Raw genomic sequence first — 17,849 nt, forward strand, 5'->3', positions numbered from 1 at the left:
CAGCAGGCGCTGGATCGTGGCGGCTACGGCACTATTACCACCGAGATCCTGCCCGCCCCGCCCTTCTACTATGCCGAGGAGTACCATCAGCAATACCTGGCGAAGAATCCGGGCGGCTACTGTGGCCTCGGTGGTACGGGCGTGTCCTGTCCGGTCGGTCTGGTCACCGGTAGTGAAAGTTGAACCAGCACCGTAAAAGCGGGAAGCCGGATCGGACAGCTTCGATCCCGGTAATTTGCCGCCTTGCCGCGATATGGGAAAGACTGCTTTAATCGAGACTAATCATCGTTAGTAACGGGCGCATTCGATAAATAACAATAAGCAGAGAGGTACGGTCGATGTTGAAGCATGCTGCGGGTTCTTCGTCAGTTCTGTCCATCGCGGTCGCCGCCGCACTGGCGAGTGCGGTGCCGCTCCCGGTGCTGGCGCAGGGCATGGTGCTGGAGGAAGTGCTGGTCACTGCCCGCAAGCGTGCGGAGAGCCTGCAGGAGACTCCGCTGGCGGTGACGGCACTGGACGCAGCGGGCCTGCGCGAGGCCGGTGTCCGCAACCTGGCGGACCTGAATAGCCTGGCCCCCAATATCGATGTGGTGGAGGCCAACGGCTCGGCGCCGCTGGCGAGCGTCTATATTCGCGGTGTCGGCCAGCGCAACACCGGCGAGAATATCGATTCCGGCGTTGGCATCTATATTGATGACATCTACCTCGGTCGCCCCGACGGGGCGCTGCTCGATCTCAACGACATCCAGTCGGTGCAGGTGCTGCGCGGTCCCCAGGGCACCCTGTTCGGCAAGAACACCACCGGCGGCGCCCTGGTCTTCACCACCAACAAACCCGTAGAGGAGTTCGAGGGATCGGTCGGTTTCCGGGTCGGCAACTACGACCGAATGGATACGGAATTTGTCCTCAACCTGCCGCTGACCGACACCCTGTGGACCCGCTTCTCCGGCGTCACCCGCAAGCGCGATGGCCATATCGAGAACCTGTTCGACGGCAAGGACTACATGGACGAGGACCGGCAGAGCCTGATCTGGCAGACCCGCTGGGTCGCCAGCGACGATCTCACTTTGGACCTGAACCTGAACTGGGCCGATACAGACCAGCGCATGCGGCCCCAGAAGTGTATCAATGTGGAGGGGGCCAATGGCTGGCAGGCTGCCCTGTTCAACACGATCGCCATTGTTCCCGCCACGGGGCGCACCCTGGCAGATTTCTGTGATGACTCGGCCAAAGCGGGTGGCGGCGATCCGCGCACGATCATTTCCGACCTGGGAGGTGAATACAAGGCGGAAAACCGGGGTGCATCGCTGGTGGCGGAATGGGCGCTGAATCCCGACCTGACCCTGAAGAGCATCAGCGGCTACCGCTACACCGAGGCCTCGCAGAACGACGAGCTCGATCACACCGGAATCCCCTTTCTGCACCGGACCAATACCGTGCACCCGCAGGGCGGCGCCGGCGAGAGCGACCAGTACAGCCAGGAGTTCCAGCTGATCGGCAGCGCTTTTGATGACCGCCTGCAATACGTTACCGGCCTGTACTGGTTCGAAGAGGAGAGCAAGGGGCGCCAGAGCATCAGCTTCCTGGGGCCCTTTGATCCGGCAATCGCCAACCTGTTCTTTCTCAACATTTCCCCGGACACCCAGACCGCCAACAACGATGCCGTCGCCGCCTACGCCCAGCTGGAGTGGGAATTCAATCCCCAGTGGCGGGCGACTCTGGGGCTGCGCTACACCGACGAGAGCCGCGAGCTGAAGATCCAGGACCTGGCGATCGACCCGTCCACCCTGGACCTCAACGGCGGTCCGGCCACTCCCGTGGGCGGCGGGCTGTTTGTGGTCCAGCGCCCCGGCTTCGAGTACAACCCGGGGTTCACGCTGGTGGAGGCGGGTGTGCGGCAGCGCAAGGTCTCCAACAACGATGTCACGCCGATGGCCAGCATCCAGTACCTGATCGGTGAAAACAGCTGGCTGGACCAGGGCAGTCTGTACCTGACCTACAGCGAAGGCTTCCTCTCCGGCGGCCTGTCCGAATCACCCACCGGGGAACTGGAACGCTTCGAGCCGGAGGAAGTGGAGAACATCGAGCTCGGCTTCAAGCTGGACCTGCTGCAGCGCCGCCTGCGTCTGAACGGGGCCCTGTTCTACACGGATTACACCAATCGTCAGCTCACCACGCTGGTTATCAACCCGGAGGTGAATTCACCGTCCCCGGCCACCATCAATGCCGCGGAGTCCACTATCAAGGGATTTGAGCTGGAGAGCACCTGGCTGGCGACGGACAACCTGATCATTGGTTTCAACGCCACCATCACCGACGGCGAGATCAAGGAGTTCATGGACGAGCAGATCACCATCGCCGACCTCTCCGCGCCCCCGGCACCTGGCTGCGTGCGCGCGAACCTGAGCCTGCTTCAGGTGGACTCCTGCCCCAACGACCGCTCCGCGGAAAACCTGCCGCGGCTGGCCGACCAGAGTTACCTGCTGTCGGCCCAGTACAACCTGGAAACCGCCTATGGCACCTTCGTGCCCAGGATCCAGGCGAGCTGGAAGTTCGACATGGAATTCTGCTTTGATGCCCTCAGCTGCACCACCGGCATCTGGTTCGAGGACGAGCAGTTTGAACTCAGCGCCCGCCTCAGCTGGCTGTCGACGGACGAGCGCTGGAGTGCGGCACTCTATGGCACCAACCTCACCGACGAGGACTACATCAACGGCGGCATCGCGCTGGTGGAGTCATCCGGAACCGGTGGTTTCGCGGTCGCACCCCCGCGGATGTATGGCGCAGAGATCCAGTACCGCTTCTAAGAACGGACCTGCTGGCGATTCCGCGCGGGGGCGCCGCTTCCGCGCCCAGCGTCGCTCCATGAAAGCTCTCAGACAGCCCGCCCCAGCAGCGCCGCGATGGCGTTTTCCACGCGGAGGATGCGCGGCCCCAGCGATACCTGGCGGCAACCCGCTGCCAACAGTTTCTCCACTTCGTAGGGAATGAAGCCACCCTCGGGGCCGACCACCAGTACCGTGTCCCGTTGGAGCCCCGTGGGCGCCATGGGAGCGTCGCCGGGGTGGGCGAGGAGGGCGTCGCGGCCGGCGAGAAGGTCGGGCAGCTGGTCTTCCACGAAGGGCTTGAAGCGGGTGTGCAGGTGTACAGGCGGCAACAGGGTGTCGCGGGCCTGCTCCAGACCCTGTAGCAGGTAATCACGGATGGTGGCGGGGGCGAGCACCGGCGTTTGCCAGTAGCTCTTCTCGACCCGGAAGCTGTTCAGCAGATGAATCTCGGCGGCACCGGACTCCGCGGCCGCGCGCAGGATACGGCGCAGCATTTTCGGCCGCGGCAGGGCCAGCAGCAGAGTTACCGGAAGTTTGGCCGGCGGCGGACTGGACAGCGTTACCAGCAGTTCGGCACTGCGCCTGTCGATGGCGGTGATGGTACCCCGGCCGAGCCTGCCGCCTATTGCGCCCACCTGCACCTCGTCACCGGGCTTCGCCTGGAGCACCTGGCGCAGGTGTGTGGCACGGCGGTCGGTCAGGCACAGGCGTCCATCGGCAGTGCATTCGCCCGGGGCGAACAGCAGCAGGTTCAACTGTCAGCCTGCCCAGAGGTCGTAGTCGTCGGCAGCGGTGACCTCGGCCTCGACAAAATCTCCCGGTTGCAGGTCGGTAATCCCGTCCAGGTACACCTTGCCGTCGATTTCGGGAGCATCCGCCGTAGAGCGGCCGATGGCCCCTTCCTCGTCCACCTCGTCAATCAGGATCTCGATGGTGCGGCCCACCCTGGCCTGCAGCTTCGCAGCGCTGATGTCCTGTTGCAGGGTCATGAACCGGTCCCAACGCTCCTGCTTCACCGCCTCCGGTACCTGGTCCGGCAGGTCGTTGGCGGGTGCGCCGGCGACAGGGGAGTACTGGAAGCAGCCCACCCGGTCGAGTTGTGCTTCCTGCAGGAAATCGAGCAGCATCTCGAAGTCGGCATCAGTCTCTCCGGGGAAGCCCACGATGAAAGTGCTGCGCAGTGTGATGTCAGGGCAGATTTCGCGCCAGCGATGGATGCGCTCCAGTGATTTTTCCGCAGCTGCTGGCCGCTTCATCCGCTTCAGCACACTGGGGCTGCCGTGCTGGAAGGGAATGTCGAGGTAGGGAAGAATCTTGCCGTCTGCCATCAGCGGCAGCACATTGTCCACATGAGGGTAGGGGTAGACATAGTGCAACCTTACCCAGATGCCAAACTCAGCGAGACCTTCACACAGCGACTGCATGCTGGTCTTCATCGGCCGCCCGTTCCAGAAGCCGGTGCGGTATTTGAGGTCCACCCCGTAGGCGCTGGTGTCCTGGGAAATCACCAGCAGCTCGCGGACTCCGGCCCTGACCAGGCGCTCCGCCTCTTCCATCACTTCACCAATAGGCCGGCTCACCAGGTCGCCGCGCATGTGCGGGATGATGCAGAAGCTGCAGCGGTGATTGCAGCCCTCGGATATCTTCAGATAGGCATAGTGGCGCGGGGTCAGTTTGACCCCCTGGGGCGGTACCAGGTCGATATAGGGGTCGTGCACCTGGGTATGAGGCACGTACCGGTGCACGGCGCTGACCACTTCCTCGTAGGCGGCAGGACCGGTGACGCTGAGGACCTTCGGATGCAGTTGCAGGATGGACTCGGCATCGGCCCCCTTGCCCATGCAGCCGGTCACGATCACCCGGCCGTTCTCGCTCAGCGCTTCGCCAATGGCGTCCAGCGACTCCTGCTTGGCGCTGTCGATGAAACCGCAGGTGTTGACCACTACCAGCTCGGCATCCTGGTAGCTGGGTACGATGTCGTAGCCGTCCAGCTTGAGCTGGGTCAGGATCCGTTCGGAATCAACCAGGGCCTTGGGGCACCCCAGGCTGACGAAGCCGACTTTGTTGCGAGACATGGCGCTATTCCGGGGCTGAGCAGGGTCGGCGATTATACAGGTGCCGGGCCAATCACCCAATGTCTCCGTGGGACCGCCGCAGGGCGTGCGTCAGAAAGCGTGACTGGCGCGTTCGCTGTAGCCCAGCACGCGCAGTTGCTGGCGCAGGTGCTGCTGCAGGAGCAGTCCGTCGTCGCGACTGAGGAATTCGCCGACGCTGATGCGCTCGCCGCCGCACTGCAGGCTGAGAGCGGGGGCATCCCATGGGTGGCGCGCGGGCTCCACGCTGAGGCCAGTGCCGGTGCGGGCAAAGGTCCAGCTGTGGCGGGGCAGGTAGAAACCCTTGTCGATGCGCACGGCGTCGGGGCCGAGGGTAATGACGTGACGGTACTGGAGTTTCCAGTTCACGTAGTACAGTGAGGCTCCGAGGGCGCTGAGCTCCAGCCCGGCGAAGGGCAGGATCGGCCAGGCGCCGGCCAGGGCAAAGCCGACGGCGGCGCCCAGGGAGGGCACCGACAATGCAAGAATGACCAGCTGGTTGCTGCGCCAGGTTGCGGACTGGTTGGGTTTCGCGACGATAGTAACGGTGTCGCCATCGGTGCTGTGGATGACCACGGCGTGAGCTCCGGAATATTTCCCTGATTCTAGTACAGTCGCCGGCCGCAGGCAGCCCTGTCCGGCTTGTGTTCAAAATCAATCCCGCTCGCGCCGGCCGATGCAGGCCGCTAAACTGCCGGTTCATTGACGGAGAACGGGGAGGCGTGGCCTGTGTTGGATGCTGCTGAATTGTCCGCGCCGGTGGACGCGGTGATCATTGACTGCCGGTTCGTGCTTGGCCAGCCCGCTGCCGGGCAAGGCCAATACCTGGCGGGCCATATCCCCGGAGCCCATTACCTGCATCTGGAAGAGGATCTCTCCGGGCCGGTTGGGCGCCACGGTGGCCGCCATCCGCTGCCCGCTCCGGACAAGCTGGCGGCGAGGCTCGCCGCGCTGGGTATCGGTCTGGAGACCCCGGTGCTTGCCTACGACGATTCCCGTTTCGCCTTCGCCGCCCGACTCTGGTGGCTGATGCGGGCGCTGGGCTACCGTCCGCCCCGACTGCTGAATGGCGGCTATCAGGGCTGGCTCGCCGCGGGTGGCGCGCCTTCCACTGCGGTGCCGGTACCGCAGCCCTGCCCGCCGCCGGCTGTGGGTGACTATCGCGGTTATTGTGATATTGAAGACCTGCGGCAACTGCAGGCCGCGGGGGCGGTGCTGCTGGACTCGCGGGAGCCCCGCCGGTTCGCCGGCGTTGAAGAGCCGATCGACCCGGTGGCCGGCCATATCCCCGGTGCGCTCAACGTGCCCTGGCAGCGGGTCAGCGACGACAGCGGCAGGCTGCGTGATACGACGGCCCTCGCGGAACATTTTGCCGCGGTTCCCGATGGGGTAAAGCGCATCGTCTACTGTGGTTCGGGGGTCACCGCCTGCGTCAATCTCTATGCTCTCGCGCAGCTGGGTGATGAAGAAGCGCTGCTTTATCCGGGCAGCTGGTCGGACTGGTGTAGCCATTTGCCGGCGGCGAGCTGAGACTCAGAAATCCGCCGGACACTCCTCCTGCAGCCAGGCACCGGTGACAGGATGGGTGAAGCCCAGTTCGGTCGCGTGCAGCAGCAGCCGCGGTGACAGTGCCAGGGCTGCCTCGTGGGCATACATGTCACAGCCGAGAATGGGGTGACCCAGTTCCCGGCAGTGAATGCGCAACTGGTGTGAGCGGCCGGTCTGCGGAGTCAGCTGCAGCCGGGTGCGGTCGGTGCCGCGCTCCAGTACTTCGAACCAGGTGATGGCCTCGCGGCCGGTCTCATGGCAGATCTTCTGCAGTGGCCGCCGCTCCCAGTCGCAGACAATGGGCAGGCTGATTTCACCGCTGTCCGCCTCCACCACACCCCAGACCACCGCCTCGTACTGCTTGTACACCAGCCGTTCCTGGAACTGGCGGCTGATATGGGCGTGGGTGGGCTTGTCCAGCGGTACCACCATGATTCCGGAGGTGTCGAGATCCAGCCGGTGGACGATGCTGGCGCCGGGAAAATCCTGCTGCAACCGGGTTACCAGGCAGTCCTTGTTGAGGGGGTGGCGGCCGGGAACACTGAGCAAGAGGTGGGGTTTGCGCACCAGCAGCAGGTGCGCATCCCGGTACAGTATTCTGATGGGCTCCTGGCTGTGGGGAACCAGGTAGGGCGGCAGTTCATCGTCCATGCGGTTCCGCTCAGGCGGAGCCGGCAACGGTCTTGCCGAGGGCGCGCTGGTAGGCGGCAACGGCGCGACCCAGGCCCGTGCTCAGGGCATCCACAGTCAGGGCGTGGCCAATGGACACTTCCAGCAGCCCCGGGACCCGGGTGAACAGCGGCAGATTGTGCAGGTCCAGATCGTGGCCGGCATTTACCCCGAGCCCGACATCTGCAGCGGCCTCGGCGGCCTCGATATAGCGCCGCAGCACCGCTTCCACATCCTGGCCGGTGGCGAAGGCGCGGGCATAGCTTTCGGTGTACAGCTCGATGCGGTCGGTACCGGTCTGGGCGGCCAGGCGGATTTGCTCCGGGTCAGGGTCCATGAACAGGCTGGTGCGGATGCCCAGAGCCTTGAGTTCCGCAACCAGGGGCGCTACCGCGTCGCCGTCACGCCTCAGGTCGAAACCGTGGTCTGAAGTGAGCTGGTTGTCGCCGTCGGGTACCAGGGTGCACTGGGCCGGGCGGATTTCCCTGACCAGCGCCATGAATCCCGGGTAGTCGCTGACTCCCGGCCGGTCACTCCTGCGCGGGCCGGTCATCGGGTTGCCTTCGATATTGAACTCCACGCTCAGCATCCCGGCCAGGTCGTGGCAGTCCTGCACCCGGATGTGGCGCTGGTCGGGCCTGGGGTGGACGGTGATGCCGTCGGCCCCCGCGTCGATGCAGATTTGCGCGTGCCTCGGGATATCCGGATTGCGGGTGTCCCGCGAATTGCGGATCAGCGCGATCTTGTTGAGATTGACACTGAGAGCGGTCATAGCAGCGACTTGCGGACAATTTCCCGGATCACGATGGGCTCGCTGGGCACGTCGCGGTGGCCATTCGTCACCTGTACCGGGCTGGAGGCAATATAGTCGACCACCGTGATGCCATCGGTCACCTCGCCAAAGACCGCGTAACCTTCCTGTCCCGGTGACCAGTCCAGTTGCAGGTTGCTGCGCTGGTTGATGAAGAACTGTGCTGCGGCGGAGTCGGGATCGGCGGTGCGGGCCATGGCGATGGTGCCGCGCACGTTGTGCAGGCGGTTGCGGGACTCGTTGACAATGGGTTCGCCGGTTTCCTTCTCGGTCATGTCGGGCAGGAAGCCGCCCCCCTGGATCATGAAGTTGGGAATAACGCGATGGAAAATGGTGCCGTTGTAGTGGCCGGCATCGACGTAAGCGAGGAAGTTGGCCACGGTCACCGGTGCCTTGTCCCGGAACAGGCGCAGGGTGATGTCGCCCTCGTTGGTCTTGATCACCACCTCGGGGTTGGGCAGCGGGGTTTCCTCCGCCGCAGCAGCGGTCAGGGGCAGCATGAACAGCAGAGCCAGGCTCAGGGTGCGTAACATGGTCAATTCCTCTCGTTGCGGGTTGGCCGGCAGCTATCAGCCCCAGCCATCATTGCGTCGACGTTTGGGCCAGAGGCGGGGTGCCACCACGGCGATGACAACTCCCAGCAGCACCGCCAGAGCGCCGTCCAGGAACGCGCTGCTGCGCAGGCTCTCCTGCAGGCGCTGGTTCTCGGCGCCGAGCATATCGGCCTGGGCGCGCAGGTTCTCGGTTTCCTCTGTCAGCCGCCGGTTGTCAGCGTCCAGTTGCAGCGAGCGGCCGGAAATCTGCTTGAGCTGCGCCAGCTCCTCGGTCAGTGTTTGCAGGGTTTCGTCGGCGTTGTCCACGTCTCCCTCAAGCTCCTCGCGCACGGCCTTCAGGTCGGCGAGCTCGGTGGACAGCTCAGCGTTTTCCGCTGCCAGTTGTGCCGCTTTCGCCAGGGCCTGATCGATCTGGTTCCTGGCGGGGGTTTCTGCCATCAGGTACTGGGTCCGGACCCAGCCGCTGGTGCCGTCCGCGGTAGTGATTTCGGACCATTCGCCATTTTCCGAAACCCGGTGCACCGTCAGCCGGGTGCCGGAGGGAATGCCGCGGTGAAGGATACGGAACTCGTTGCCCGCGCCGCTGCGGACGGGGATGTACTGGGTGTCGCTGATATAGCGGGTCTCTTGCGCCTGCGCGGAGGTCGAGAGCAGGAGGAGCAAAAGGGAGGTAATCAGGGCGTACTGCAAAACACTTTCCTTCTGACTGGGGTCGAACACGGGGTTCGCGAGTCTATCACGCTGGTGCTGCTTCAGGGCAGCACACGCTTGTAGGGTTTGACGACAACGCGGCGGAAAACGCCGGCGTCGACATAGGGATCCGAGTCGGCCCAGGCGGTAGCCGCTTCCAGGCTGTCGAACTCGGCAATGATCAGGCTGCCGGTGAAGCCCGCTTCGCCGGGGTCCTCGGTGTCCAGTGCCGGGTGCGGCCCCGCGACCAGCAGGCGCCCCTCGTCCACCAGTTGCTGGATCTGGTCCAGGTGTGCCGGGCGGGCGCGCTGGCGCAGGGGCAGGCTGTTGTCGATATCTTCGCAGAGAATCGCATAAAGCATCCGGGGATCACTCCTGGTTGTTTGCGGGTTGTTCTTTCAGGTGAGGCGCCACTATCCAGGCGGTCAACCCGGTCAGGATCACGGTGAAGAGTATGGCGGAATACATTTTGTAACTGACCCAGGTGGCCTCGCTGTAGCCGTAGGCCACCACGAGGTTGAGGCCACCCACCACGGTGAAGTGGGCAACCCAGAGCAGGTTCAGGCGGGCCCAGATTCGCGCTGGCAGCTGTATCTGGCTGCCCAGGGTGCGCTCCATCAGGTTGCGCTCGCCGACGAACTGGGAGGCGCCGAATACCAGCGCCAGCACCCAGTTGAAAATGGTGGGCTTCCACATGATGAACATTTCGTTGCGCAACAACAGGGTTGCCGCGCCGAAGACGCAGGCGGCGATGCCAACCCAGAGCAGTCGCTTCTCCAGCTGCCGGGTCAGTGCCCAGGTGGCGAGGATCTGGATCACGGTCGCGATCATCAGCACCGCGGTGGCGGAGAAAATACCGTCTACTGTGTGGCTCCAGCCGTACAGGCTCACGGTGTCGCCATCCATCTGGTAGACGATGAAGAACAGCGCGATGGGAATGAATTCCAGCAGTTGTCTCATGAAAAACGACCTTGCTCCAGCATGTTAGGATGCACATTCGGCTCGGGTCTGCCGGGCCGGTAGCGGGCCTTGACAGTTGCAGCGATCACGGAGTGTAGAGTTTGTGCTGATTGACTTCCACACCCATACCACCGCCTCGGACGGTGCCCTCAGCCCCGAGCAGCTGGTGGACCGCGCCCGCAGCAGGGGTATACGCCTGTTTGCCATAACCGACCACGATACCGTGGCGGGTTACCGGGCTGCGGCGGCCCATTATAGCCCCTGCGAAGGCGAAATGAGTCTCCTGGCCGGGCTGGAATTCTCCTGTGTCTGGTCCGGTGCAACCATTCACGTGGTCGGCCTGGGCGTGGACTGCGCCCATCCGGTGCTGGAACAGGGCGTGGCCCGACTGGCAGCGGCCCGGGTTGATCGCGGCCGGGTGATTGCGGAGCGGCTGGCGAAACTGGGATTTCCAGGCGCTTTGGAGGGCGCGCGGCTGGAAGCCGGCGACAGCCAGCTGGGGCGGCCGCATTTCGCCGCCTGGATGGTGGAGCAGGGATATGTCGCCGATGTCGGGACGGCTTTCGACCGTTACCTCGGGCGGGGCAAGCCGGGGGACGTCAAGGCCTTCTGGCCGACGCTGGCGGAGGTAACCGGGTGGATCGTGGCCGCCGGCGGAGTGGCGGTACTGGCCCACCCCCTCAAGTACAAGTTGACCCGCAGCAAGCTGCAGCGCCTGGTGGCAGACTTCAAGGAGGCGGGCGGGGAGGCGGTAGAAGTGGTCAATGGGCGGCAGACACCGGAGCAGACCCGGCAGCTGTGCCGGCTGGCGCTGGAGTGCAGCCTGGAGGTATCCCTTGGCAGTGATTTTCACCGGGACAGCCCCTGGGGCCCGGAACTGGGTGTAGAATTGCGCCACCTGGGCAGTCTGCGTGGCGTATGGGAGCGCTGGCTGCCCGCTATCCGCTCACCAGGAGATGCGCTGTGAGCCAGTTTTTCCAGATTCACCCGGAGAACCCGCAGGCACGGCTGATTCGCCAGGCCACGGACATCATTCGCGCCGGAGGAGTGGTGGTCTACCCGACTGACTCCGCCTACGCGCTCGGCTGCCATATCGGCGACAAGGCGGCGCTGGACCGGATTCGCCGTATCCGGCGCCTGGACGACCGCCACAACTTCACCCTGGTCTGCCGCGACCTCTCGGACATTGCCAACTACGCCCGGGTGGACAACACCGTCTATCGCAGGCTCAAGGCCAGCACCCCGGGGCCCTACACCTTCATCCTGCGTGCCACCTCCGAGGTGCCGCGAAGGCTGATGCATCCCAAGCGCAAGACCGTTGGCCTGCGCATTCCCGACAACATCATCGCGATGGCTTTGCTGGCTGACCTCGGCGAGCCCATGATGAGCGTGACCCTGATCATGCCGGACGACGAGTTTCCGCTGATCGACCCCTACGACATCCGCGAGGTGCTGGAACACGATGTCGACCTGGTTATCGACGGCGGCTACTGCGGCCTGGAGCCCACCACCGTGGTGGATCTGGCGGATGAAGTTCCCATCGTACTGCGGGCCGGCAAGGGCGACGTGGCGCCATTTGACTCCTGATCGGGTATACTCGCGCCCTTGATGAGTACAGGATAGCCCGTGAACGATACGCCGCCGGTAACACCGCCCGCAGGCACCGAGGCCGCTGCCGGCCAGCGCCCCCAGCAGGGCGAGATGCCCTTTGCCGTGGTCCTGGGTAAAGCCATGACCGAGCTGCCCCGGGACCTGTACATCCCGCCGCAGGCCCTGGAAGTGTTTCTGGAGGCTTTCGAGGGTCCGCTGGACCTGCTCCTGTACCTGATCCGGCGCCAGAATCTGGATATCCTCGAGATAGACGTCTCGGAAATTACCGCCCAGTACATGCGCTATGTCGAGCTCATGGACGCCATGCAGTTCGAGCTGGCGGCGGAGTACCTGCTGATGGCGGCGGTGCTGGCAGAGATCAAGTCCCGCATGTTGCTGCCGCGGGCCTCCGACGTCGAGGATGACGAGGAGGATCCGCGGGCGCAGCTGATACGCCGCCTGCAGGAGTATGAGCGCTTCAAGAAAGCCGCCGAGGATATCGAGGAGCTGCCCCGGCTGGAGCGGGACACCTGGGTGGGCAGCGCCGAGCCCCCGGACCTGAATCGGGCCCGGCCAGACCCGGATGTGGACATGCGCGAGCTGTTGCTGGCTCTCAGCGAGGTCCTGCGCCGGGCCGACATGTTCGAGAGCCACCACATCCAGCGCGAGGCCCTGTCCACCCGGGAGCGCATGTCGGAAGTGCTGGAGAAGCTTTCCGGTCGCCAGTTCGTGCCGTTCGTGGCGCTGTTCTCGGCGAAGGAGGGGCGCCTGGGGGTGGTTGTCACCTTCCTGGCGGTGATGGAACTGATCAAGGAGTCCCTGGTGGAAATAGTGCAAACCGAGAACTTTGGCCCGATCCACGTCAAGGCAAGGTCCGAGTAAAATGACCGAGATCAATTCCACCCTGGTGCAGATCGTCGAGGGCGCTCTGCTGGCCGCCGGCAGGCCGCTGACCCCGGCCCAGTTGGGAGAACTGTTTGAAGAGCACGAGCGGCCCTCGCCGGCCGACATCCGCGAGGCCTTGGCTGCCGCGGCCGAGCGTTGTGCGGACCGCGGCTACGAGCTGCGCGAGGTGGCGGGCGGCTTCCGCTACCAGGTGCGCCAGTCTCTGGCCCCCTGGGTGGCCCGCCTGTGGCAGGAGCGGCCGCAGAAATACTCGCGTGCCCTGCTGGAGACACTCGCGCTGATTGCCTACCGCCAGCCCATTACCCGGGGTGAGATCGAGGAAATTCGCGGCGTGGCGGTGAGCTCCAATATCATCAAGACCCTGCACGAGCGCGAGTGGATCCGCGTGGTCGGCCACCGCGATGTGCCCGGGCGACCCGCAATGTATGCGACTACCCGCCAGTTCCTCGACTATTTCAATCTCAAGAACCTGGACCAGCTGCCGGCACTGGCCGAAATACGTGACCTCGAAACCCTGAATGCCGAGCTGGGGTTCAACGATCCCCTGGAATCCGCCGCCAATGACGCCAGCGGCAGCGAGTCGGCCGCGGCAGGTACACCGGACCTCAGCCTGGTCCCGGGGCTCGCCGCTGAGGCGGGCGCAGAGGACGACGAGTCAGCCGAGCAAGCCGCTGACAGCAATGCATCGCCACCCGATTCGGATCAAATCCATTGAGTAAACGCAAGCTAGAAGCCCCCTCCGCTGTGGCCGCCGTCCCCGGGGAAGCCGTCGTTGCGGGAGAAAAACTGCAGAAAGTCCTGGCCCGTACCGGTCTTGGTTCACGCCGGGAAATGGAGCGCTGGATCGAAGAGGGTCGCGTGGAGGTGGAGGGCAAGCGCGCTTCGCTGGGCGACCGGGTGACCGAGCGCGACCGCATCAGTATTGACGGCAAGCTTCTGGAGCCGGCCCCCGCGGAGCAGACCCGGTGCATTCTGTACCACAAGCCCACCGGCGAGGTTTGCAGCCGCAAGGATCCGCAGGGTCGTCGCACGGTGTTCGAACGCCTGCCCAAACTGAAGTCCGGGCGCTGGATCTCCATCGGCCGGCTCGATTTCAACACCTCGGGGCTGCTGCTGTTCACCACCGACGGCGAACTGGCCAACGCCCTGATGCACCCCTCCGCCAATATCGAGCGGGAATACATGGTGCGGGTGATGGGCGCAGTCGACGAGGACGTGCTCGCGCGCCTGCTGGAGGGGGTAATGCTGGATGACGGGGTCGCCCGCTTCTCCGACATTCAGGATGGCGGCGGCGACGGGATCAACCACTGGTACTACGTGGTACTGATGGAGGGCCGCAACCGCGAGGTGCGGCGCCTGTGGGAATCCCAGGGGCTCACCGTTTCTCGCCTGAAGCGGGTGCGCTACGGCAACGTGTTCATTCCCTCCAAGGTCAAGCAGGGCCAGTGGGCGGAGATGGACCCGAAAGAAGTGAAAGGCTTGTACCAGCTGGCGCGGCTGGAACCGAAGAAGATCAAGCGCAATACCATCAAGGAAAAGGAAGTCATGGAGCGCCAGTTCGGCAAGCGCAAGGGGCCGGTGCCTACCGCCCCGGGCCGGCGTTCACCGCGCAAGCCCGGAAAAAAATGAGTCTGCCGGGGTCAGGGCTGGGCGTCGAACGCCTGCTTGGTCACCCCGGCACTGTCATTTCCCATCAGGTACAGGTACGCCGGCATGATTGCCGCCGGTGGCGGGTTCTCCGTGGGAGTCTCTGCCGGGTAGGCACCGCGGCGCATGGCGGTGTTGGTGGCGCCGGGGTTGAGGCTGTTCACCCGGATCCGAGAGGTGTTCTCCAGCTCGTCCGCCAGTACCTGCATCAGTCCCTCGGTGGCGAACTTCGATACCGCGTAGGCTCCCCAGTAGGCGCGACCCTGGCGGCCCACGCCGGACGAGGTAAAGATCACCGATGCCTGCGGCGCCTGCTCCAGCAGCGGCAGCGCGGCCCTGCTCAACAGGAACTGGGCGTTGACGTTGACCTGCATCACTTCCGACCAGGCATTCCAGCTTGCGCTGGCGATGGGGCGCCGCTCCCCCAGCAGGCTGGCGTTGTGCAGCAGGCCATCGAGGCGCCCGAAGGTGCTTTCGAGGGCCTCGGCCAGGGTGCCGTAGTCGGCCTCGGTGGCTGTGGCGAGGTCCAGCGGGAACAGGGCGGGCTGGGCGCCGCCGGCGGCTTCTATTGCGTCGTAAACCGCTTCCAGTTTGGCCAGGGTGCGACCGAGCAGCACGACCGTGGCGCCGTGTGCCGCGTAGCTTTCCGCCGCGGCGCGGCCGATGCCGTCACCGGCGCCGGTGACCAGAATAACCTTGTCCCGCAGCAGGTCTGGGGCCGGGCTGTAGTCGGCGGGGATAGTGTGGATGTCCATGGGTGCTCCGTTGGCGGTCAGTGGGGGGCCAGGATCAGGTCCCGCAGATGGGTGCTGCAGGCAGCGCTGGCATCGGCGCCCCACAGGGCCGGGTCATCGTCCGCCTCAATATAGCCGTACAGCGCCGCGATGGTGAACATCCCGGCGCGCAGGCCGGCTTCGATATCGCGCTGGTGATCACCGACATAAATGGCCTGCCCGGGCTGGCAGCCCAGTTCGCGGCAATTGCGCAGCAGCGCCTCCGGGTGGGGTTTGCGTTCGGCGACGTCATCGGGGCAGACCAGGCTGCCCATGGGTGGCTGCAGGGACAGGCGGCTCATCAATGGCGCGGCGTAGGCCCGCGGTTTGTTGGTGGCGACGCCCCAGCCGATACCGCGGCTAGACAGTTCTTGCAGCAGCTCCTCGATGCCGGGGTAGGGGCGGGCACTGCTGCCCAGTACTTCACTGTACAGGTCCAGCAGTCGCAGCCGCTGCTGTTCGAACGCCGGGTCCGTCTCCAGGGTGCCCAGCGCGAGGGTAACCAGGGCGCGGGCGCCATTGGAGACGCTGGCGCGGATGCGTGCGGGCTCCAGCGGCGGCAGGTCGAATTCCGCGCGCAGTGCCTGCACCACCACGACGAATTCACTGGCGGTATCCACCAGGGTGCCATCGAGGTCGAAGATGACCGCCCTCAGCGCGGCCGGATCCGGGCGCTTCATGCTGCCGCGGGCTTCACCGCCCGCACCATATAGTTGACCGAAACGTCCCGGGGGTGCAGTCGATATTGCTTGCTGAACGGGTTGTAGACCAGGCCGGTCATCCCCTCCAGGCTCAGCCCCGCAGCCCGAATCCAGGCCGCCAGCTCCGAAGGCTTGATGAACTTGCTGTATTCATGGGTACCTGCCGGCAGCAGTTTCAACACGTACTCGGCGCCCACGATCGCGAACGCAAAGGCCTTGGGGTTGCGGTTGATGGTGGAGAAGTACAGCGAGGCACCGGGAGCCGCAAGCGCGGCACAGGCGGCGACCACCGCAGCGGGATCCGGGACATGTTCCAGCATCTCCAGGCAGCAGACCACATCGTAGTGAGCCGGCTGTTCTGCGGCCAGGTCCTCCGCAGTGGTCTGGCGGTAATCCACATCCACCCCGGATTCCAGCTGGTGGATGCGCGCCACTGCCAGCGGTGCCTCGCCCATGTCGATGCCGGTCACCCGGGCGCCGCGGTGGGCCATGGATTCCGCCAGAATGCCGCCGCCGCAGCCCACGTCCACCAGGGTCTTGCCGGCGACTGCCGAATGCTCGTCGATATAGTTGGCGCGCAGGGGGTTGATGTCGTGCAGGGGCTTGAACTCACTGTTGCGGTCCCACCAGCGCGAGGCCAGCGCCTCGAACTTGGCGATTTCCCTGGGGTCGACGTTCGCTTGTGCGGTCATGCATGGGTTCCTGTAATACGTTGCTGCCAGCGTCTGCTACGCTGGCCCAATGCTTCGAGATCAAAGCCGGTCAGTTGCCGGTCGCGCAGTTTCAGGTCACCGCCGATCCAGCTGTGGGTCACCTGGCTGCCGTTGCAGGCGTAAACGAGTTGTGACAAGGGGTTATAGAGCGGCTGGGTCTCCGGGCCGCTGAGATCCACGGCGATCATGTCCGCCAGCTTGCCCGGCTCCAGGCTGCCGATCTGGTCGTCCAGCCCCAGGGCGCGAGCGCCGCCGAGGGTGGCCATGGCCAGTGCCCGGGCGGCGGGCAGGGCGCTGGCGTCACCCGTACCCAGCTTGGCCAGCAGGGCGGCGGTCTGCATTTCCCCGAACAGATTCAGGTCGTTGTTGCTGGCGGCGCTGTCCGTGCCCAGGGCGACGTTGACCCCGGCTGCCAGCAGCTTGCTCACCGGGCAGCTGCCCGAGGCCAGTTTCATGTTGGACTGCGGGCAGTGCACCACGTGGGCGCCAGTCTCGGCCAGCAGGGCGATGTCCTGGTCTCCCAGGTCGGTCATGTGCACGCACTGGGTGCGCGGCCCCAGCAGGCCCAGGCGGTGCAGGCTGTCCAGTGGCCGCTCGCCGTTGGCCTCCACCGCCTGCAGCACTTCGCCTGGTGTTTCGTGCAGGTGGATCTGCACCGGCACATCCAGCTCCGCGGCGAGGGTGGCGACGCGGGCCAGGGTGGCCTCGCTCACCGTGTAGGGCGCGTGCGGGCCGAAGCCCAGACTGACGAGGCTGCTGTGCTTGAGGGTGTCCCGCAGGGCCAGGCCCTTGCTGATGTATTCGTCCGCATCCCGGGCCCAGGGCGTGGGAAAATCGAGGATCGGAAAGGTGATCTGGCAGCGCATGCCCCGGGCCTGGGCCACCCGGGCACAGGCGTCGGGGAAGAAATACATGTCGGAGAAGGTCGTGGTGCCGGCCCGCAGCATCTCGGCGATGGCGAGCTCCACCCCGTCGCTGACAAATTCGTCGCTGACATGCCGACCTTCCGCGGGCCAGATGTGCTGCTCCAGCCAGGGCATGAGCGGCAGGTCGTCGGCGTAGCCCCGTAGCAGGCACATGGCCGCGTGTCCGTGGGCGTTGACCAGGCCGGGCAGCAGGGCGTGGCCCGGCAGCTCGAAAACGTCGCGGGCGGCAATGGCGGTCGCCTCCCGGCGTGGCACCAGGGCGACGATGCGACCGCCGCTCACGGCCAGGCTGTGGTCCACGAGCACGCTGTTGGCGGGCGCCATGGGCAGGATCCAGCCCGGGTGGATGAGGGTGTCGACAGTGTCTGGCAGCGCGGTCATGCAGTCTGGGCCCGGGGTGATGGTGAACGCTGTCGGCGCCCCTTCAGGCAGGTGTTGGC

The 17,849-nt window shown here is 65.1% G+C and carries 21 protein-coding genes; 8 read left to right on the forward strand and 13 right to left on the reverse strand.

Annotated features, from left to right (window positions below; translation table 11 throughout):
- Together RJQ10_RS13315 and RJQ10_RS13320 are read left to right on the forward strand one after the other, a co-directional pair.
- A partial coding sequence (locus tag RJQ10_RS13315) for a peptide-methionine (S)-S-oxide reductase (RefSeq protein WP_350147378.1) occupies positions 1 to 183 on the forward strand: 183 nt, incomplete at its 5' end.
- A 155-nt stretch (positions 184 to 338) separates the two neighbouring features.
- Positions 339 to 2,807: a TonB-dependent receptor gene (locus RJQ10_RS13320; protein ID WP_350147380.1), complete on the forward strand. Its 2,469-nt coding sequence runs from the start codon at positions 339 to 341 to the stop codon at positions 2,805 to 2,807.
- A gap of 68 nt (positions 2,808 to 2,875) precedes the next feature.
- Here the strand turns inward: RJQ10_RS13320 and RJQ10_RS13325 are convergent, their stop codons facing one another.
- The 3 genes from RJQ10_RS13325 to RJQ10_RS13335 all read right to left on the reverse strand — a co-directional run bounded on the left by RJQ10_RS13325 (position 2,876) and on the right by RJQ10_RS13335 (position 5,497).
- On the reverse strand, positions 2,876 to 3,583 hold the full coding sequence (locus tag RJQ10_RS13325) for a 16S rRNA (uracil(1498)-N(3))-methyltransferase (RefSeq protein WP_350147382.1): 708 nt from the start codon (positions 3,581 to 3,583) through the stop codon (positions 2,876 to 2,878).
- A gap of 3 nt (positions 3,584 to 3,586) precedes the next feature.
- Entirely contained in the window at positions 3,587 to 4,903 is a 1,317-nt protein-coding gene (gene rimO / locus RJQ10_RS13330; RefSeq protein WP_350147384.1) for a 30S ribosomal protein S12 methylthiotransferase RimO, read from the reverse strand.
- Between the two features lie 90 nt (positions 4,904 to 4,993).
- Positions 4,994 to 5,497 carry a DUF2244 domain-containing protein gene (locus tag RJQ10_RS13335; RefSeq protein ID WP_350147386.1) on the reverse strand — a complete coding sequence of 168 codons (504 nt, stop codon included), beginning with the start codon at positions 5,495 to 5,497 and terminating at the stop codon, positions 4,994 to 4,996.
- 153 nt (positions 5,498 to 5,650) lie between these two features.
- On the opposite strand from RJQ10_RS13335, the gene RJQ10_RS13340 reads away from it, so the two are divergent.
- Positions 5,651 to 6,451 (forward strand): sulfurtransferase, encoded by an 801-nt coding sequence (locus RJQ10_RS13340; protein ID WP_350147389.1) that lies wholly within the window; start codon positions 5,651 to 5,653, stop codon positions 6,449 to 6,451.
- Between the two features lie 3 nt (positions 6,452 to 6,454).
- Here the strand turns inward: RJQ10_RS13340 and RJQ10_RS13345 are convergent, their stop codons facing one another.
- The 6 genes from RJQ10_RS13345 to RJQ10_RS13370 form a co-directional block, all read right to left on the reverse strand.
- Positions 6,455 to 7,120: a pseudouridine synthase gene (locus RJQ10_RS13345; protein WP_350147391.1), complete on the reverse strand. Its 666-nt coding sequence runs from the start codon at positions 7,118 to 7,120 to the stop codon at positions 6,455 to 6,457.
- 10 nt (positions 7,121 to 7,130) lie between these two features.
- Entirely contained in the window at positions 7,131 to 7,910 is a 780-nt protein-coding gene (locus RJQ10_RS13350) for a pyridoxine 5'-phosphate synthase (protein ID WP_350147393.1), read from the reverse strand.
- Positions 7,907 to 8,482, reverse strand: coding sequence for a peptidylprolyl isomerase (locus RJQ10_RS13355; RefSeq protein ID WP_350147395.1), 576 nt, complete (start codon positions 8,480 to 8,482; stop codon positions 7,907 to 7,909). Before RJQ10_RS13355 ends, RJQ10_RS13350 begins: the two co-directional genes overlap by 4 nt.
- A gap of 36 nt (positions 8,483 to 8,518) precedes the next feature.
- Positions 8,519 to 9,193: a TIGR04211 family SH3 domain-containing protein gene (locus RJQ10_RS13360; RefSeq protein ID WP_350147397.1), complete on the reverse strand. Its 675-nt coding sequence runs from the start codon at positions 9,191 to 9,193 to the stop codon at positions 8,519 to 8,521.
- A 62-nt stretch (positions 9,194 to 9,255) separates the two neighbouring features.
- A complete protein-coding gene (locus RJQ10_RS13365) occupies positions 9,256 to 9,555 on the reverse strand; it encodes a YciI family protein (protein WP_350147399.1) in 300 nt (99 codons plus the stop codon).
- Positions 9,556 to 9,562: 7 nt separating this feature from the next.
- Positions 9,563 to 10,153: an inner membrane-spanning protein YciB gene (locus RJQ10_RS13370; protein WP_350147401.1), complete on the reverse strand. Its 591-nt coding sequence runs from the start codon at positions 10,151 to 10,153 to the stop codon at positions 9,563 to 9,565.
- A 103-nt stretch (positions 10,154 to 10,256) separates the two neighbouring features.
- Between RJQ10_RS13370 and RJQ10_RS13375 the strand changes: the two genes are divergently transcribed.
- The 5 genes from RJQ10_RS13375 to rluB are packed head-to-tail and all read left to right on the forward strand — an operon-like array spanning position 10,257 to position 14,278.
- A complete protein-coding gene (locus RJQ10_RS13375) occupies positions 10,257 to 11,120 on the forward strand; it encodes a PHP domain-containing protein (protein ID WP_350147403.1) in 864 nt (287 codons plus the stop codon).
- A complete protein-coding gene (locus RJQ10_RS13380) occupies positions 11,117 to 11,740 on the forward strand; it encodes an L-threonylcarbamoyladenylate synthase (protein WP_350147405.1) in 624 nt (207 codons plus the stop codon). Before RJQ10_RS13375 ends, RJQ10_RS13380 begins: the two co-directional genes overlap by 4 nt.
- Before the next feature lie 39 nt (positions 11,741 to 11,779).
- Positions 11,780 to 12,625 (forward strand): segregation and condensation protein A, encoded by an 846-nt coding sequence (locus RJQ10_RS13385; RefSeq protein WP_350147407.1) that lies wholly within the window; start codon positions 11,780 to 11,782, stop codon positions 12,623 to 12,625.
- A gap of 1 nt (position 12,626) precedes the next feature.
- Entirely contained in the window at positions 12,627 to 13,364 is a 738-nt protein-coding gene (scpB, locus tag RJQ10_RS13390; RefSeq protein WP_350147409.1) for an SMC-Scp complex subunit ScpB, read from the forward strand.
- A gap of 29 nt (positions 13,365 to 13,393) precedes the next feature.
- Positions 13,394 to 14,278 (forward strand): 23S rRNA pseudouridine(2605) synthase RluB, encoded by an 885-nt coding sequence (gene rluB / locus RJQ10_RS13395; protein ID WP_350147465.1) that lies wholly within the window; start codon positions 13,394 to 13,396, stop codon positions 14,276 to 14,278.
- Between the two features lie 11 nt (positions 14,279 to 14,289).
- Here rluB and RJQ10_RS13400 read toward each other — a convergent pair whose 3' ends face one another.
- The 4 genes from RJQ10_RS13400 to RJQ10_RS13415 are packed head-to-tail and all read right to left on the reverse strand — an operon-like array spanning position 14,290 to position 17,790.
- Positions 14,290 to 15,051 (reverse strand): YciK family oxidoreductase, encoded by a 762-nt coding sequence (locus RJQ10_RS13400; protein WP_350147411.1) that lies wholly within the window; start codon positions 15,049 to 15,051, stop codon positions 14,290 to 14,292.
- Positions 15,052 to 15,068: 17 nt separating this feature from the next.
- On the reverse strand, positions 15,069 to 15,749 hold the full coding sequence (locus RJQ10_RS13405; RefSeq protein ID WP_350147413.1) for an HAD family hydrolase: 681 nt from the start codon (positions 15,747 to 15,749) through the stop codon (positions 15,069 to 15,071).
- The gene (gene ubiG, locus RJQ10_RS13410) at positions 15,746 to 16,462 is read right to left on the reverse strand and encodes a bifunctional 2-polyprenyl-6-hydroxyphenol methylase/3-demethylubiquinol 3-O-methyltransferase UbiG (protein WP_350147414.1); all 717 of its coding nucleotides are present in this window, start codon (positions 16,460 to 16,462) and stop codon (positions 15,746 to 15,748) included. The genes RJQ10_RS13405 and ubiG overlap by 4 nt, the downstream gene beginning before the upstream one ends.
- Entirely contained in the window at positions 16,459 to 17,790 is a 1,332-nt protein-coding gene (locus RJQ10_RS13415; protein ID WP_350147416.1) for a TRZ/ATZ family hydrolase, read from the reverse strand. Before RJQ10_RS13415 ends, ubiG begins: the two co-directional genes overlap by 4 nt.
- Between the last annotated feature and the right edge of the window lie 59 nt (positions 17,791 to 17,849).

Origin of the sequence: Haliea sp., from assembly GCF_040222615.1 — a bacterium.
GTDB lineage: Bacteria > Pseudomonadota > Gammaproteobacteria > Pseudomonadales > Halieaceae > Haliea.

Bases quoted from the DNA above. Each gene is read 5' to 3' on its own strand.
- RJQ10_RS13345 (WP_350147391.1), bottom strand. From the start codon at position 7,120: ATGGACGATGAACTGCCGCCCTACCTGGTTCCCCACAGCCAGGAGCCC.
- RJQ10_RS13370 (WP_350147401.1), bottom strand. From the start codon at position 10,153: ATGAGACAACTGCTGGAATTCATTCCCATCGCGCTGTTCTTCATCGTC.
- RJQ10_RS13405 (WP_350147413.1), bottom strand. From the start codon at position 15,749: ATGAAGCGCCCGGATCCGGCCGCGCTGAGGGCGGTCATCTTCGACCTC.
- RJQ10_RS13400 (WP_350147411.1), bottom strand. From the start codon at position 15,051: ATGGACATCCACACTATCCCCGCCGACTACAGCCCGGCCCCAGACCTG.
- RJQ10_RS13415 (WP_350147416.1), bottom strand. From the start codon at position 17,790: ATGACCGCGCTGCCAGACACTGTCGACACCCTCATCCACCCGGGCTGG.
- scpB (WP_350147409.1), top strand. From the start codon at position 12,627: ATGACCGAGATCAATTCCACCCTGGTGCAGATCGTCGAGGGCGCTCTG.
- RJQ10_RS13365 (WP_350147399.1), bottom strand. From the start codon at position 9,555: ATGCTTTATGCGATTCTCTGCGAAGATATCGACAACAGCCTGCCCCTG.
- RJQ10_RS13355 (WP_350147395.1), bottom strand. From the start codon at position 8,482: ATGTTACGCACCCTGAGCCTGGCTCTGCTGTTCATGCTGCCCCTGACC.
- RJQ10_RS13320 (WP_350147380.1), top strand. From the start codon at position 339: ATGTTGAAGCATGCTGCGGGTTCTTCGTCAGTTCTGTCCATCGCGGTC.
- rimO (WP_350147384.1), bottom strand. From the start codon at position 4,903: ATGTCTCGCAACAAAGTCGGCTTCGTCAGCCTGGGGTGCCCCAAGGCC.
- RJQ10_RS13350 (WP_350147393.1), bottom strand. From the start codon at position 7,910: ATGACCGCTCTCAGTGTCAATCTCAACAAGATCGCGCTGATCCGCAAT.
- ubiG (WP_350147414.1), bottom strand. From the start codon at position 16,462: ATGACCGCACAAGCGAACGTCGACCCCAGGGAAATCGCCAAGTTCGAG.